This window comes from Streptomyces sp. NPDC048751 (assembly GCF_043198595.1).
Lineage (GTDB): Bacteria > Actinomycetota > Actinomycetes > Streptomycetales > Streptomycetaceae > Streptomyces.
Map to the genome: position 1 here is coordinate 147114 of NZ_JBICUX010000007.1, position 14726 is coordinate 161839.

A 14726-nucleotide genomic window follows, 5' to 3' on the forward strand; every position below is an offset into this window, starting at 1 on the left:
GGCTGGCTCGTGGTCGACGGCCCCGCGGTCGCGCAGGACGACACGCTCGACGCATGGGGCGACGAGGGCCGTGCCTTCGCCGCGAGTCTGCCGCCCAGGAGAGGCAGCGACGCCGGTGAGACACCGATGGTTGGCTAACCTTCAGGCGTGACCACCGAGTTGGCTCTGCTGTCCCGGGTCGCGTGTCGCGGGAGGGAGATCACCGCGCCGCGGCTGCGCGGGCTGCTCGCGTTGCTCGCGGAGGATCTGCGGGCCGGGTGCAGTACGGGGCGGCTGGTGGAGGGACTGTGGGCGGAGGAGTTGCCCGAGCGGCCCGGCAAGGCGGTGCAGATCCTGGTGTCGCGGCTCAGGGCGCAGGTGGGTGCCGAGCTGATCGTGAGCACGGCGACGGGGTACCGGCTGGCGCTGGACGGGACGCAGGTCGACAGCACCGCGTTGCTGCTGCACGAGGCGGCCGGCGCCGAGCGCGCGCGGGCGGGGGATCACGAAGGCGCCCTGGCGCGGGCCGAGGCGGGCCTGGCGCTCTGGGACGGGAGTGTGGGGGCGGGGGCGGGAGAGGACCTGCGCGATCCCGTGGTGGCGCTTCGCGCCGGTCGGGTGCGGACCCGTCGTTCGCTGGTCCGGACCCGGGCGCTCGCCCTCGCCCGGCTGGGGCGACGGGACGAGGCGGCGGGGCCGCTCGCCGAGCTGGCCGGGGAGCTGCCGCGGGACGAGGAGGTGCTGGCGGAGCTGCTGCGCTGCGAGGCCGCCACGGCGGGCCGGGCCGCGGCGCTGACCCGGTACGACACCTACCGCCGCGGGCTGCGTGACGCACTGGGTACGGATCCGGGTCCCCAGCTGAGATCCGTGTACCAGGAGTTGCTGAGCGCGGACGCGCCCCGGGTGCGCCAGGGGGTGCCGCACGAGCCCAACGCGCTGCTCGGGCGGGACACCGACATCACCGCCGTGGCCGGGCTGCTGCGCGAGGCCCGCGTGGTCACGGTCATGGGGCCCGGCGGTCTGGGCAAGACCCGTCTCTCCCACGCGGTGAGCCGCGCGGCCGAGCAGCCCGCTGTGCACTTCGTACCCCTGGCCGGTGTCACCGCCGACGACGACGTGGCCGGTGAGGTGGCCTCCGCCGTCGGCGCGGGGGAAGGCCTGCAGTTCGCCGGCGGCGGGGACGCGGTGGCCGGGATCGTCGCCACGCTGGGCAGCGGCCCCGCGCTGCTGGTGCTGGACAACTGCGAGCATGTGATCGCGGGCGCCGCCGCTCTCGTACAGGAGCTGGTGTCGCGGTCCAAGGAGCTGCGGGTGATGGCCACCAGCCGGGCTCCGCTCGGGCTGACCTCGGAGTCCGTGTACGCCCTGCCGGAACTGTCCCTGGCGACCTCGGTCGAGCTGTTCGGGCAGCGGGCGCGGGCGGCCCGGCCGGGCGTGGAACTCCCCGCCGGCACGGTGGCCGAGATCTGCCGCCACCTCGACGGGCTGCCGCTCGCCGTGGAGCTGGCCGCGGCGCGGGTGCGGGTGCTGTCCGTGGCCGACATCTCGCGCCGGCTCCGGGACCGCTTCGCGCTGCTGCGCGGCGGCGCCCGCGACACGCCCGAACGGCATCGCACGCTGCGGGCCGTGGTCGAGTGGAGCTGGAACCTGCTGGAGCCCGACGGCCGGGCGGCGCTGCGGGCGTTGTCGGTGTTCCCCGGCGGCTTCACCGAGGACGCGGCGCAGTGCGTCCTCGACGAGCCCGGGGACACGCTGGCCCTGCTGGAACAACTGGCGGACCAGTCCCTGATCAAGGTGGGCGACAGCCCTTCCGGGGTGCGCTTCCACATGCTGGAGACGCTCCGGGAGTTCAGTGCGGCCCGGCGCGTCGAGGCCGGTGAGGAGGAGACGGTCACCGACCGGTTCCTGTCCTGGGCGCGGGACTTCGGCCGCGCCCACCACGATGTGCTGTTCAGCGGTGAACCGCTGTCCTCCTGGGCCCGGATCCGGGACGAGCAGGACAACCTCGTCCTGGCGCTGCGGTCCGCGCTGGCCCGCACCGACGGGCCCACCACCGCGGCCGTCACCGCCGTACTGGCCTCCCTGTGGGCCACGGACACCAACTACACCCGGCTCGTCGCCCTCGCCGCCGAGACCGGCGGGCCGCTGTCCCGGTTCCGCCCCGGCCCGGACAGCCCCGAGGACGTGGAGACCGCCCGCAGCGCCGCGACGGCGTGCACGGCCAGCCTCTTCATGGGCCTCGGCCCGCACGCCGTACGCCAGCTGGTCACACTGCGCCGGCTTCCGCCCGCCCCGCCGGACACCGTGGTGCGGGCGCTGGCCGTCGTGCTGTGTGCCGTCCCGGACATGCACCCGCCCCGGTACGCGCGGCTCCAGGAGCTCTGCGACGCCGACGAGCCCCTGCTGGCGGCCGTCGCGGCGGCCGTCGCCAGCTACGTGTGGGAATCCGAGCAGGAGCGGGAGCGCGCACTGGAGTGCGCCCGCCGGATGCTCGACGCGCTGGGGCCGCTCGGCCATCCGGCCATGCGGCTGCTCAGCCATGCGCGGATGGGCGACCTGTGCCTCAAGTCCGAGCGGGGCGCGGAGGCGTACGACCATCTGCGGGCCGCGCTCGAGGCGCTCGACGCGCTCGGTGAGTTCGGCGCCCTGTCGGACTCGATCGGCGTCCGCTGGGGACTGGTGCTGGCGTGTCTGCAGCGCGGGGAGGTCGACGAGGCGGAGTACTGGCTCGGGCTCGCGGCTCTGGAACAGCAGCCGGAGACCGCCCAGATCTACGCCCCCGATCTGCTGGCCCGGGCGGAGATCGCGCTGGCCCGGGGGCTGACCGAGGTCGGGCTCGGGCTGTGGCGTCAGGCGGTGGAGCGGGTACGGGAGGACGGTCCGCTGCACGCCGGGGATCCGTTCATGGGGTCGTGGTCACTGGGGGTGCAGTCGGCCGCGCTGGTCGCGCACGCGCGGTACGGCCGGCTGGAGCCGGTGGCCGGGCTGGCCGGGCAGTTGCGGGAGCGGCTGCTCGGGATGCTGTCCGGCTCCTCGGGTGACGGGACGCCGGTGGAACTGCCGGTGTACGGCACGGTTCTGCTGGCGCTCGGCCTGGCCGGGCTGGCCCGGGGCGACACGGCGGCCGTGCGGCTGGTGGCGCTGGCGGAGCGGATGCCGGTGGTCCGGGAGTTCCCCACCATGTCCTCGGTCCGGTCCCGGCAGGCGGCCGAGAACGCCGACAGCGCGGCGTACGCCGCCGCGAGGTCGGAGTACGCCGCACTGGGGCGGGAGGAGTTGCGGGCCGCGGCACTGCGCGAGCTCAGCGGCGCGGCTCGCGGTTGAACCGCGCCTTGGACCACAGGTAGCCCAGCAGGGTCAGCCCCACGCACCAGGCGACGGTGAGCACCGCGTTCTTGGTGCCGATCCCGCTGCCCAGCAGCAGACCGCGCAGGGTCTCGATGGCGGGCGAGAACGGCTGGTACTCGGCGAACCAGCCGAACCAGCGCGGCATGGCGTCCACCGGTACGAACGCGCTGGACAGGAACGGCAGCATCACCAGCGGCTGTCCGATGTTGCTGGCACCCTCCGCGTTGGGGCTGATCAGACCGATGCCGACCGCGATCCAGGTCAGCGCGAGGCTGACCGAGGCCAGCAGCGCGGCCGCCGCGATCCACTCCACCGGTGTCGCGTCGGGCCGGAACCCGATGGCCAGCGCGATGGCCAGCAGCACGACCAGCGCCATCAGCGTCTGGATGACGCTGCCGATCACATGGCCGATCAGCACGGAGGCGCGGGAGATCGCCATGGTGCGGAACCGGGCGATGATGCCCTCGGTCATGTCGGTGGCCACGGACACCGCGGTGCCGAGCGAGGTCATGGCCACGGTCAGCAGCAGGATGCCGGGGACCAGGTAGGCGACGTAGTCGGCGCGGTCCGCCGGACCGCCGGTGATGCCGGCGCTCATCACGTCGCCGAAGACGTACACGAAGAGCAGCAGCAGGATGACCGGGGTGAGCAGCAGGTTGAGGGTGAGGGAGGGGTAGCGGCGGGCGTGCAGGAGGTTGCGCCGCAGCATGGTGAGGTTGTCGCGGAAGGCGTGGGGGGCGGCGGCGCTCATCGGACGGTCTCCTTGTCGGCGGGCTGAGTGGGTACGGAACTGCCGGTCAGGGCGAAGAACACGTCGTCCAGGTCCGGGGTGTGCACGGACAGTTCGTCGGCCTCGATTCCGGCCGTGTCGAGCCAGTCGAGGATGGCGCGCAGCTCGCGCTGGGTTCCGTCGCTGGCGATCTGCAGAGCCAGTGCCTGGTCGTCCCGGGTGGTCTCGCGCAGTGCGGTGGCCGCCCGCTCGTACGCCACCGGGTCGGAGAACCGCAGCCGTACGTGTCCGCCGGGGATGAGCCGCTTCAGCTCCTCGGCGGTGCCCTGGGCGACGAGTCTGCCGCCGTTGAGCACGGCGATGCGGTCGGCGAGTTCGTCGGCCTCCTCCAGGTACTGGGTGGTGAGGAAGACGGTGACGCCGTCGGAGACCAGTTCGCGGATGATCTGCCACATGGTGTGGCGGGAGCGCGGGTCGAGGCCGGTGGTGGGCTCGTCGAGGAAGATGATCCGCGGGCTTCCGACCAGGGTCATGGCGATGTCGAGGCGGCGCTTCATGCCGCCGGAGTAGGTGGAGGCGGGCTTCTTCGCGGCCTCGGTGAGGTCGAAGCGCTCCAGCAGCTCGGTGGTGACCCGTCGTCCCTCCTGCTTGGAGAGGTGGTGCAGGTCCGCCATGAGCAGCATGTTCTCCTCGCCGGTGATCAGGCCGTCCACGGCGGAGAACTGCCCGGTGACCCCGATCGCGGCCCGTACCGCCTGGGCCTGGGCGGTGAGGTCGTGCCCGGCGATCCGTGCCTGTCCGCCGTCGGCGGCGATCAGGGTGGACAGGATGTTGACCACCGTGGTCTTGCCCGCGCCGTTCGGCCCGAGCAGGGAGAAGATCGTGCCCGTCGGCACCTCGATGTCGATGCCGTCGAGGACCGTCCTGTCCCCGTAGGCCTTGCGCAGCCCGGTGGCCGCGATCGCGTGTTCTTCGCCTGTCGTCGTCATGCCGCAGAGCTTGCGGCCGACGCGGTTCAGGGTGGCTTCAGCGCGGTTTCAGCGACCCGGGCGCAGGTTTCACGCAAACGCACATGCCAACCCCACCCATCACAGTTATCGCTGATGCAGACCCATACCGCTATTTCACCTGGCATCTGCGGCGCTTATCATCGGCGCATGCATACCACCCGTACCGCGCGTCGGCACCGCCGAACCCTGCAGGTGACCGGTGCGGGCGCCGTCGCCGTGCTTGCTCTGAGCGCCTGCTCGGACTCCTCCGCGAAGTCCGGCTCCTCCGGCTCCTCGGGCTCCTCCTCGTCGTCGAAGGTCTCCGGCACGGTGACCGTGTTCGCCGCCGCCTCGCTGAAGGAGAGCTTCACGGCGCTGGGCCGGCAGTTCGAGAAGGAGCACCCCGGTACGAAGGTCACCTTCAGCTTCGGTGGCAGCGACTCCCTCGCCGCGAGCATCACCGGGGGCGCCCCGGCGGACGTGTTCGCCTCGGCCAGCCCCAAGACGATGAAGATCGTCACGGACGCGGGGGACGCCTCGGGCACGCCCGCCACGTTCGTCCGCAACCAGCTGGAGATCGCCACCCTGCCCGGCAACCCGGACAAGGTCTCCTCCCTGAAGGACCTCACCAAGTCGGACCTGAAGGTCGTGCTCTGCGCCAAGGAGGTGCCCTGTGGCGCCGCCGCGCAGAAGGCCCTCGACGCCGCCGGGCTCAAGCTCACCCCCGTCTCCTACGAGCAGGACGTCAAGGCGGCCCTGACGAAGGTGGAGCTGAAGGAGGCCGACGCGGCGGTGGTGTACAAGACCGACGTGCACGCGGCGGGTGGCAAGGTGGAGGGCGTGGAGTTCCCCGAGTCCGCCGACGCCATCAACGACTACCCGATCGTCCAGCTCAAGGACACGAAGAACGCCGGCACCGCCCAGGCGTTCATCGCGCTGGTGCGGTCCGCGCAGGGCCAGAAGGTCCTGAGCGGGGCCGGGTTCCTCAAGCCGTGACCTCACCCGGCAAGGCCGACGCCGCGACCGACACCCTTCGGGGCGGGCCGCGGCGTCGGCGCGTCCGGGCGGGCGTACCCCTGCCGCTGCTGGTCCCCGCGCTGATCGGCCTGGCGTTCCTGATCGTGCCGCTGATCGCCCTGCTCGTACGGGCCCCCTGGCGCGGCCTGCCCGAGCAGCTGACCAGCGCCGAGGTGTGGCAGGCGCTCCAGTTGTCCCTGGTGTGCGCCACCGCGGCGACCGCGGTGAGCCTGGTGCTCGGTGTGCCGCTGGCCTGGCTGCTGGCCCGGGTCGAGTTCCCCGGCCGTGGTGTCGTACGGGCCCTCGTGACCCTGCCGCTCGTGCTGCCGCCGGTCGTCGGCGGTGTGGCGCTGCTGATGGCGCTGGGCCGCAACGGCGTCGTCGGGCAGTGGCTGGACTCGTGGTTCGGGATCACGCTGCCGTTCACCACGGCGGGGGTCGTGGTCGCGGAGGCGTTCGTGGCCATGCCGTTCCTCGTCATCAGCGTCGAGGGCACCCTGCGTGCCGCCGATCCGCGCTACGAGGAGGCGGCCACCACCCTCGGCGCCTCCCGCTTCACCGCGTTCCGCCGGGTCACGCTGCCGCTGATCGCCCCCGGCATCGCGGCCGGCGCGGTACTCGCCTGGGCCCGCGCGCTCGGTGAGTTCGGCGCGACGATCACCTTCGCCGGCAACTTCCCCGGCCGGACCCAGACCATGCCGCTGGCCGTCTACCTGGCCCTGCAGAGCGACCCGGAGGCCGCGATCGCCCTCAGCCTGGTGCTGCTGGCGGTGTCGATCGCGGTGCTGGCCGGGTTGCGCGACCGTTGGATGGCGGCGGGATGACCGGGCTGCACGACGCCGCCCACGACGTCCGTCCCGGCCCCCTTGCGGACGGGCTCGACGCCCGCCTCGTGGTGGACCGCGGTGCCTTCCGGCTCGACGTGGCGCTGACCGTCGCACCCGGCGAGGTGGTCGCCCTGCTCGGCCCGAACGGCGCCGGCAAGACCACCGCCCTGCGCGCCCTGGCCGGGCTGACCCCGCTCACCGGTGGCCGGCTGCGGCTGGACGGCAGGGAGCTGGACCGTACGCCGCCCGAGGCCCGCCCGGTCGGCGTCGTCTTCCAGGACTACCTGCTCTTCCCCCACCTCACCGCGCTCGACAACGTGGCCTTCGGGCCGCGCTGCCAGGGCGCGACCAAGGCGGAGGCGCGGGCGCGGGCCGCCGAGTGGCTGGAGCGGATGGGCCTCGCCGACCACGCCGGCGCCAAGCCCCGCAGGCTCTCCGGCGGCCAGGCCCAGCGCGTCGCCCTCGCCCGCGCCCTGGCCACCCGCCCCCGCCTGCTGCTCCTCGACGAGCCGCTGGCGGCGCTGGACGCCCGTACCCGCCTGGAGGTGCGCGCCCAGCTCCGCCGCCATCTGGCCGAGTTCGAGGCGGTCGCCGTACTCGTCACCCATGACCCCCTGGACGCCATGGTGCTGGCCGACCGTCTGGTCGTCGTCGAGCACGGGCGGGTCGTCCAGGAGGGCGGCCCCTCCGACATCGCCCGGCACCCGCGCACGGACTACATCGCCCAGCTGGTCGGTCTGAACCTCTACCGGGGCAGGGCCGACGGCCACACCGTCCGGCTCGACTCCGGGCCGCCCCTCACGACCACGGAGGTGCTGTCCGGCCCGGTGTTCGTGGCGTTCCCGCCGAGCGCGGTCACCCTCCACCGCGACCGCCCGACCGGCTCCAGCGCCCGTAACCTCTGGCGCTGCGAGGTGGCCGGCCTGGAGACCCACGGCGACCAGATCCGCGCCGACCTCACCGGCGAACTCCCCCTCGCCGCCGACCTCACCACCGTCGCCGCCGCCGAACTCGACCTGCACCCCGGTGCGGAGGTCTGGGCGACGGTGAAGGCGGCGCAGACGCACGCGTATCCCGTCTGAGGGCGCGGGAAGTCTGAGGGCGCTGAGCCCGGTGCGTTCACGGACGCGCCGCATGAACGTTCCGCCACCTCACTGCTGCGCCGCTTCGGGTTCGTCCGCCGCGGACGGGTGGACGTACCTGCCTTCGTCGAACGGCGTGAACCACGACCCGAGCGCTATCAGCACCACGTCGGGAGCCGTGCCGGTGACTCCGTCCTCGGTGCCGTCCCCGACGCCGTTCTCGATGCCGTTCTCGATGCCGTCCAACGAGTCGTCGTAGAGCCACTCGTGGTCCATGTCCTCGTACACGTGGGCGGCGAACGCGTCGAGGGCGGCGGACACCTCGTCGTCGAGAAGGTTGTGCAGCTCGAGGGCCGTGGTCGCCGCGCCCAGCAGGAACCTCAGGGCGAGCTCCTCGGCCACGCAGCTGAGCCGTTGGAAGCTTCCGTCGGTGAGGCGGGTCGTCATGGCGATCACGGTCACCAGGAAGCGGCGGGCGAAGGGGGCGTCGTAGCGCAGGGCGTACCGGTCGGGCAGGCGTTCCAAGTGCCACAGGGGGCCCTCGCATTCGGCGACGTTGGTGTCCTCCTGGGTCAGCACCTGCACGTCTTCGAACAGCTCCTCCACCAGGTTGTCGGTCGCGTGGACCAGGGCGCCGGCGGCGAGTGCGGCGGCTTCCGGCGAGACGGCCTTCCCCGCGCGCGCGTCCTCGTCACCGAGGCCGTCGAGTACGCCGAACATCGCGGGGGAGAACGAGCGGAGTTGGGCCGCCGACTCCAGCATCCGGTTGCGGACGGCCGTGGCCTTCAGCTCGGCCTCGTGGCCCTCGTCGGCGCTCACGGAGGTCACGCTCGCGGTGTGCCGGGCCTTGCGGGCGGCCGGGTCGTCGGGCGGGGCGTCGGGGCCGTCGGCCGCGTCGAGGCTCACCTTGGCCAGGTCCTGGTGGAGCTCGACCTCGCACCGTTCGATCTTCCAGTCCGCCAGCAGTTCGGAGCGTTCCAGCAGCTCGTCGGCCAGCGCGTGCACCGCCTCCTCGGCGGCCTCCAGCGTCGGGGCGTCCACGACGACCTTCAGCAGGGCGCCGCCGGGGTGGACGGCCACCATGCTGTCGAGGAGATCTACTTCCACGCCGTCCGGCCCCTCGACGGACCTGACGGATTCGAATCCCTCCTCGATGAGCGCCACGGCGCCCGCTCGTTGCAGGGGGTCCATCTCCGGGGTGTCCTCCGGGATGCAGGTGTCCACGGTCACTACGTACGTCACGTACCCGAGCTTGGCAGGTGGCGACCCCTCCTCGGGCGGGAACGGTTGGGGCGACGACGGCCCGGACAAGATAGGGACTAAGCTCCCTTTACGGGATGAAGTCGGTCAGATCGAAGGAACCGAAGATGGATCTCGGTGCCGGCCTCCGGGTCGTGAAGCGCAGGTCCCTCGGCCATGTGTCTGTGGCGATCATGGTTGCCGCCGGTATCGCTCTGTCCGGGGCCTGCGGCGGGAACGACGGAGGCGGGGGCGGGGGCGGGGGCGGTGACGGCAGTCCCACCGTCGGGGTGCTGCTTCCGGGGGGCGGGGCCTCTCGCTTCGGGCAGTTCGACAAGCCCCTGATCGAGAAGAAGCTGAAGGAGCTGTGCCCGGACTGTCCGGCGGCGAGCGTCGCCGCCACACCCGACCCGGGGGTCCAGCGGCAGCAGCTCGAGGCCATGATCACCCGGGGCGTGGACGTCCTGATCATCGCCGCCATCGACGCCACGGCGCTGCGCCCGTCCGTCGAGGCCGCGCACCGGGCCGGTATCCCGGTCGTCGCCTATGACCGGCTCGCGGAAGGCCCGATCTCCGGTTACGTCACCTTCGACGGCGCGGTCGTCGGCAGGCTCCAGGGCGAGGGGCTCCTGAAGGCCATGGGCACCAAGGCGCGGGGCGGTCAGATCGTCATGATGAACGGCGCCACGATCGACCCGAACGCCGGCTGGTACAAGGAGGGAGCGCTCTCCGTCCTCAATGGCAAGGTGAAGATCGGCAAGTCGTACGACACCGTCGGATGGCGGCCGGAGAACGCCTACGTCAACATGACCGGCGCCATCGCCGCGCTGGGCGGGGGCGACATCGACGGCGTCCTGGCCGCCAACGACAGCCTCGCCGGCGCCGTGATCTCCGCCCTGAACGCCCGCCAGGTCAGACCGCTGCCCCCGGTCACCGGCCAGGACGCGGACCTCGTGGCCGCGCGGCGCATCGTCCGCGGCGACCAGTACATGACCGTGTACAAGCCCTTCAAGTCCGAGGCCGACGCCGCCGTCACGATGGCCGTCGCCCTGGGGCGCGGCCAGTCGGTCGACTCCATCGCCACCGACACCGTCGACAGCCCGACCACCAAGAACATCCCGGCGGTCCTGCTCCCGTCGGTCTCGGTGACCGCGGGCAACATCAAGAACACCCTGGTCAAGGACGGTGTGTACACCGTCGACGAGATCTGCGCCCCCAATCTCGGGTCCGCCTGCGAGAAGGCCGGACTCATCTGAGGACGTTTCCCCGACGGCCCGAGGAGGTGGCCCCGTGGTTCAGCCCCTGCTGGCGTTGCGCGGTGTCTCCAAGCGGTTCGCCGCGGTCCAGGCGCTGGTGGACGTCGAGCTGGAGATCAGGGCCGGGGAGGTGGTCGCCCTGGTGGGCGACAACGCGGCCGGCAAGTCCACCCTGGTCAAGGTGATCTCGGGGGTCGGGCCCGCCGACCGGGGGGTCATCGAGTGGGAGGGCGACGCCGTGCAGATCAGGCGTCCCCAGGACGCCCAGGTCCTCGGGATCGCGACCGTCTACCAGGACCTCGCGATGTGCGGAAACCTCGACGTGGTCGCCAATCTCTTCCTCGGCCGCGAGATCCACCGGTTCGGCATCCTCGACGAGGTCGAGATGGAGCGCCGCACCCGCGAGCTGCTGCGCACCCTGTCCATGCGCATCCCCGGTGTGCGGGTGCCGCTCGCCAACCTGTCGGGCGGCCAGCGGCAGATCGTCGCGATCACCCGTGCTTTCCTCGGCGCGCCCCGGCTGCTCCTGCTCGACGAGCCCACCACCTCCCTGGGCCTGGAGCAGACCAGTCAGCTGCTCGACCTCATCGAGGAACTGCGCGACCGGGGCCTCGGAGTGCTCCTCATCAGCCACAGCATGGGCGACATCAAGGCGGTCGCGGACCGGGTCGCCGTGCTGCGCCTCGGCCGTAACAACGGCCTCTTCGACGTGAACACCACCTCCCAGGAACAGATCATCTCCTCCATCACCGGCGCGGCGGACAACGCCACCGGCCACCGCCCGACCCGCCCGGAGGAGGCATGGCCGTGAGGGGGAGGCGGGCCCGGGCACACACCACGGGCGCCGCACCCACCACGGGCGCCGCACCCACCACGGGCGCCGCACCCACCGAGGGCGCCGCACCCACCGCCGACACTGCGCCCGCCTCCGACGGGCGCCCCGAGCCGTCCACAGGGCGCCGCAGGACATACGCCGGACGCCTCAAGCCCTACGCCGACGCGGTGCTGCGCAGACTGCACGAGGGGCAACTGGGCCCGGCCCCCGCCCTGCTCGCGCTCGCCGTGACCTGGATCGTCTTCCAGAGCCTCAATGACAACTTCCTCTCGCCGCGCAACCTGTCCCTCCTCAGCGTGGACATCGTCGGGACGGGCATGGTCGCCGTCGGCATCGTCTTCGTGCTGCTGATCGGTGAGATCGACCTGTCGGTGGGCTCGCTCGCCGGTCTGGCGGGCGCCTTGTTCGCGTCGCTGAACGTGAACCTGGGCATGCCGGAATGGCTCGCCGTGATCATCGCGGTGGCCGGCGGTGCGGTCGCCGGGGCCGTCCAGGGGTTCTCGTTCGCCAAGATCGGTGTCCCCGCGTTCGTCGTCACGCTGGCGGGCCTGCTGGCCTGGAACGGCCTGATGCTCTACCTGCTGGGGGCGGACAGCTCCATCAACTTCAGCGAGGACGGGCTGGTCGCCGACCTGACCAGCCGCTACTTCGGCGCCCCCGTCGTCACCTACGGCCTGGCCGCGCTCGGCACGGCCGCGTACCTCTTCGTCTCCTTCCACGACCGCAGGCGCCGCGGCGGCGCCGGGATGCCGTACCGGCCGGTGGGCGAGATCTGGGCGCGTACGGTCCTCCTCGCGGTGGTCGCGTTCACCACCGTCTCCGTCCTGGGCCGGTTCGAGGGCCTGCCGCTGGCGCTGCTGATCTTCCTCGGAGTCGTCGTCGTCTCGGACCTGTGTCTGCGCCGCACGCCCTACGGCCGTCAGGTCTTCGCCCTGGGCGGCGGCGCGGAGGCGGCCCGGCGGGCCGGCGTCGATGTGGCGCGCGTGCGGGTCTCGGTGTTCATGGTGTCGGGGACGCTGGCCGCGGTCGGCGGCCTGTTCATCGCGTCCCGGCTCACCTCGGCGAGCCAGGGACCCGGCTCCGGCATGCTGCTGATCAGCGCCATCGCCGCCGCCATCATCGGCGGCACCAGCCTCTTCGGAGGCCGCGGCTCCACCTGGTCCGCGCTGGTCGGTGTCCTCATCATCCAGTCGATCGGCTCGGGCATGGCCCTGCTGGGAGTCGAGCCCCCGGTCCAGTCCATGATCACCGGCGGCGTCCTCTTCACCGCGGTCGTCTTCGACTCCCTGGCCCGCCGCACAGCGGAATCACGCCGCCTGACCTGAACGACCGCCGGGCGGCGGGCCTGCGCTGCTCCGACCGGAGGTCGAGCCCGGCCGGCCCCTCTGACCTCCACGGCCGGACGCGTCGCCGTACGACATGTCCGCCACCTCCACGCCGACGGGTCGGACCCGCCCGCCCGGCGCGGCCTCCCGGCAGCGGCTTCGCCCCCCGCGGACGTCGACGGCGAAGACACCGTCCACCGCGGCCGGGCACCGGGCGGCGGGCCCGGCCTGCGCCCTTGAGGCGGGGCGGCAGCGTTCAGTCGCTGCTGGTCACCGCTGTCATAGCAGCGGCTACTATGACCGCCGCCATAGCCCAGGACCACGAGTGGACGGCGGTGCAGCGTGTACGTCGGTTTCGTCGGCCTCGGTGTCACGGGGCAGCCCATGGCGCTCAACCTCGCCCGCGCCGGTGCCCTCGTCGTCTGGAACCGCACCGTTCCTAAAGACTGAGTGGTAGTGAGTCCTGTTGCCAGGACTCATGCTCAGCCGGACGCCCCGAACGGTGTTGGGCGTCCTGGTCTCCCGCGTTCGCTCCGCGTCCAGCGCGCACGAATCGTGTCCGTGGTCCGGGGATGCGGGGGCGGGGTTCCTCACGCCCCGGGGTGCTCGGTCGGGCCTGGACGGTCCGATGCCCCTGCTCATCACGCCGGTGAGCAGGGGGCGGTGCCGTCCGTCGCCGGATCGGGTGCCCCAGGGCGCGCCTGCCGATCGCCACGGCCGCAGCATCGTGGCGCGTGGGCTTCCTCATCTTGCTGGTAAGGGGTTTGTGCCAGTGCTGGGCGCCCCAGCGGCTGGTGTAGGCGGGGTCGACGGCGACGATGGTGATACCGAGTTCGGCCGCCATCGACACCAGGCGGGCCCGCAGCCCGGCTACGGGCATGCCGGAGATCAGGTTGCGGAACTTCCTTCGGCGGCCGTGTTTCTCGCGGGTCTTCTCCGCCTGGAAGTCGAGGTCTTCGATCGCGATCGCGAGGTGGTGGCGCCTGGCCCAGTGCAGCAGGCGGATCAGGGCGTGCCGGATTTGGGCGTCGCGGTGGGTGGCGGTGCCGGACAGGTCGTAGCCGAAGCGGTGCGGCTGGCCGACGGGGTTGCCGTGGGTGTCGAGGCGCCAGGCGGCCAGGTGGTCGGCGTTGGTGTCGACACCGACCAGGCCGCCTGTGCGGGCCACGGTCAGGGGCACGGTCCGGACCGCAGGGATGGTCCAGGATGCGGTGAGGTACCAGCGCCCGCGTGCGGTGTCTTCGTGGATGCGGTAGGCGACGGCCCGGTTCGCGGCGACCCGATCGGCCCACTGCCCGCCCCGGTGTGCGAACGCCACCCGGGAGGCGAGGACGTAGCGGCCGTGCGGGGCGTTGGCCAGATGCGCGAGCGGGGCGGGGAGTTTGAGGGAGACCTCGCCGCCGGGGGTGACGCGGATGGTCTCGTTGCCGAACCGCTTACCGGACTCGCCATCGGCCTGAAGGAACCGGCGCCCGGCCTGCCACCGCGTGCGCCACCGCTCCTCGGTGAGCCCGGCGGCATCCAGGTGGTGGCGGGTGTTCAGCAGCCGCTTCCCGCCGCGCACCACCCGTACGACGCCGGCTTCCCAGTCCGCGCGCGCCGCCTGAAGCCGGTCTTCGAGCACGTGCAGGCGGCGGGTCTTGGCATGCCATTCCTGCCTGCTTGCGTAGCCGCCCGGAGCGCGCTTGCCGCCTTTCTCCCCGAGCGGCAGGGACAGCCGGTGCGCGATCGTGCGCACACCCGCGTCCAGGCTCTGGATGTGGGCGAGTTGCCCGCGCCGGGCCAGTGCCCACTGATCATGGGTGGCCTTGGTAATCGACCCGGCCCATCGGGAGGAGGACTCCTCGGTCAGGGCGCGCTTTCGCTCGGCCCACTGGCCGGTGTCATGGTCCAGCCGGGCCGTGCACCGTGCTTTCAGATCCCGGGAGACGAGCGAGCCGAGATGGTCGCCGACCAGACGCAGAACCTTCTCGTCCTGGGCAGTCAGGTGCTTGAGCCGGTCGCGGACCGCGACCCCCAACGGGCCGAGAGCGACGAACGGTGCCGCCATCTCCCGCAGCCCGCCCATACCCTTCACCCCAGTCCCACACCGGCCGAAA

General features: G+C 72.4%; 11 protein-coding genes and 1 pseudogene. 8 read left to right on the top strand and 4 right to left on the bottom strand.

The features are described 5' to 3' along the window. Nucleotides 1-147: 147 nt before the first annotated feature. Nucleotides 148-3303 (top strand): ATP-binding protein, encoded by a 3156-nt coding sequence (locus tag ACGFNV_RS23095; RefSeq protein WP_393624856.1) that lies wholly within the window; start codon nt 148-150, stop codon nt 3301-3303. Here ACGFNV_RS23095 and ACGFNV_RS23100 read toward each other — a convergent pair. Then, nucleotides 3281-4078, bottom strand: a complete 798-nt coding sequence (locus tag ACGFNV_RS23100) for an ABC transporter permease (RefSeq protein WP_393624857.1) — start codon at nt 4076-4078, stop codon at nt 3281-3283. The two genes, ACGFNV_RS23095 and ACGFNV_RS23100, sit on opposite strands and share 23 nt — an antisense overlap. Further along, nucleotides 4075-5046, bottom strand: a complete 972-nt coding sequence (locus tag ACGFNV_RS23105; protein WP_393624858.1) for an ATP-binding cassette domain-containing protein — start codon at nt 5044-5046, stop codon at nt 4075-4077. Before ACGFNV_RS23105 ends, ACGFNV_RS23100 begins: the two co-directional genes overlap by 4 nt. 168 nt (nt 5047-5214) lie before the next feature. Here ACGFNV_RS23105 and modA point away from each other — a divergent pair, with 168 nt between their 5' ends. The 3 genes from modA to ACGFNV_RS23120 are packed head-to-tail and all read left to right on the top strand — an operon-like array spanning nt 5215 to nt 7972. Then, nucleotides 5215-6042, top strand: a complete 828-nt coding sequence (gene modA, locus ACGFNV_RS23110) for a molybdate ABC transporter substrate-binding protein (RefSeq protein WP_393624859.1) — start codon at nt 5215-5217, stop codon at nt 6040-6042. Beyond that, complete coding sequence (modB, locus tag ACGFNV_RS23115; protein WP_393624860.1) at nt 6039-6887, top strand: molybdate ABC transporter permease subunit; 849 nt, start codon at nt 6039-6041, stop codon at nt 6885-6887. Before modA ends, modB begins: the two co-directional genes overlap by 4 nt. Beyond that, the gene (locus tag ACGFNV_RS23120; protein WP_393624861.1) at nt 6884-7972 is read left to right on the top strand and encodes an ABC transporter ATP-binding protein; all 1089 of its coding nucleotides are present in this window, start codon (nt 6884-6886) and stop codon (nt 7970-7972) included. Before modB ends, ACGFNV_RS23120 begins: the two co-directional genes overlap by 4 nt. A 69-nt stretch (nt 7973-8041) precedes the next feature. On the opposite strand, the gene ACGFNV_RS23125 is transcribed toward ACGFNV_RS23120, so the two are convergent. Then, entirely contained in the window at nt 8042-9214 is a 1173-nt protein-coding gene (locus ACGFNV_RS23125; RefSeq protein WP_393624862.1) for a hypothetical protein, read from the bottom strand. A 125-nt stretch (nt 9215-9339) separates the two neighbouring features. Between ACGFNV_RS23125 and ACGFNV_RS23130 the strand changes: the two genes are divergently transcribed. From ACGFNV_RS23130 to ACGFNV_RS23145, 4 genes and pseudogenes are all read left to right on the top strand, one after another. After that, nucleotides 9340-10467 carry a sugar ABC transporter substrate-binding protein gene (locus ACGFNV_RS23130; protein ID WP_393624863.1) on the top strand — a complete coding sequence of 376 codons (1128 nt, stop codon included), beginning with the start codon at nt 9340-9342 and terminating at the stop codon, nt 10465-10467. A gap of 34 nt (nt 10468-10501) precedes the next feature. After that, a complete protein-coding gene (locus ACGFNV_RS23135) occupies nt 10502-11278 on the top strand; it encodes an ATP-binding cassette domain-containing protein (protein WP_393624864.1) in 777 nt (258 codons plus the stop codon). After that, entirely contained in the window at nt 11269-12627 is a 1359-nt protein-coding gene (locus ACGFNV_RS23140; RefSeq protein ID WP_393624865.1) for a sugar ABC transporter permease, read from the top strand. Before ACGFNV_RS23135 ends, ACGFNV_RS23140 begins: the two co-directional genes overlap by 10 nt. A gap of 342 nt (nt 12628-12969) precedes the next feature. Further along, nucleotides 12970-13062 (top strand): annotated as a pseudogene (locus ACGFNV_RS23145) (NAD(P)-binding domain-containing protein); the annotation flags it as partial. Between the two features lie 4 nt (nt 13063-13066). Here ACGFNV_RS23145 and ACGFNV_RS23150 read toward each other — a convergent pair. Continuing rightward, nucleotides 13067-14695: an IS200/IS605 family accessory protein TnpB-related protein gene (locus tag ACGFNV_RS23150; protein ID WP_393624866.1), complete on the bottom strand. Its 1629-nt coding sequence runs from the start codon at nt 14693-14695 to the stop codon at nt 13067-13069. Nucleotides 14696-14726: the final 31 nt, after the last annotated feature.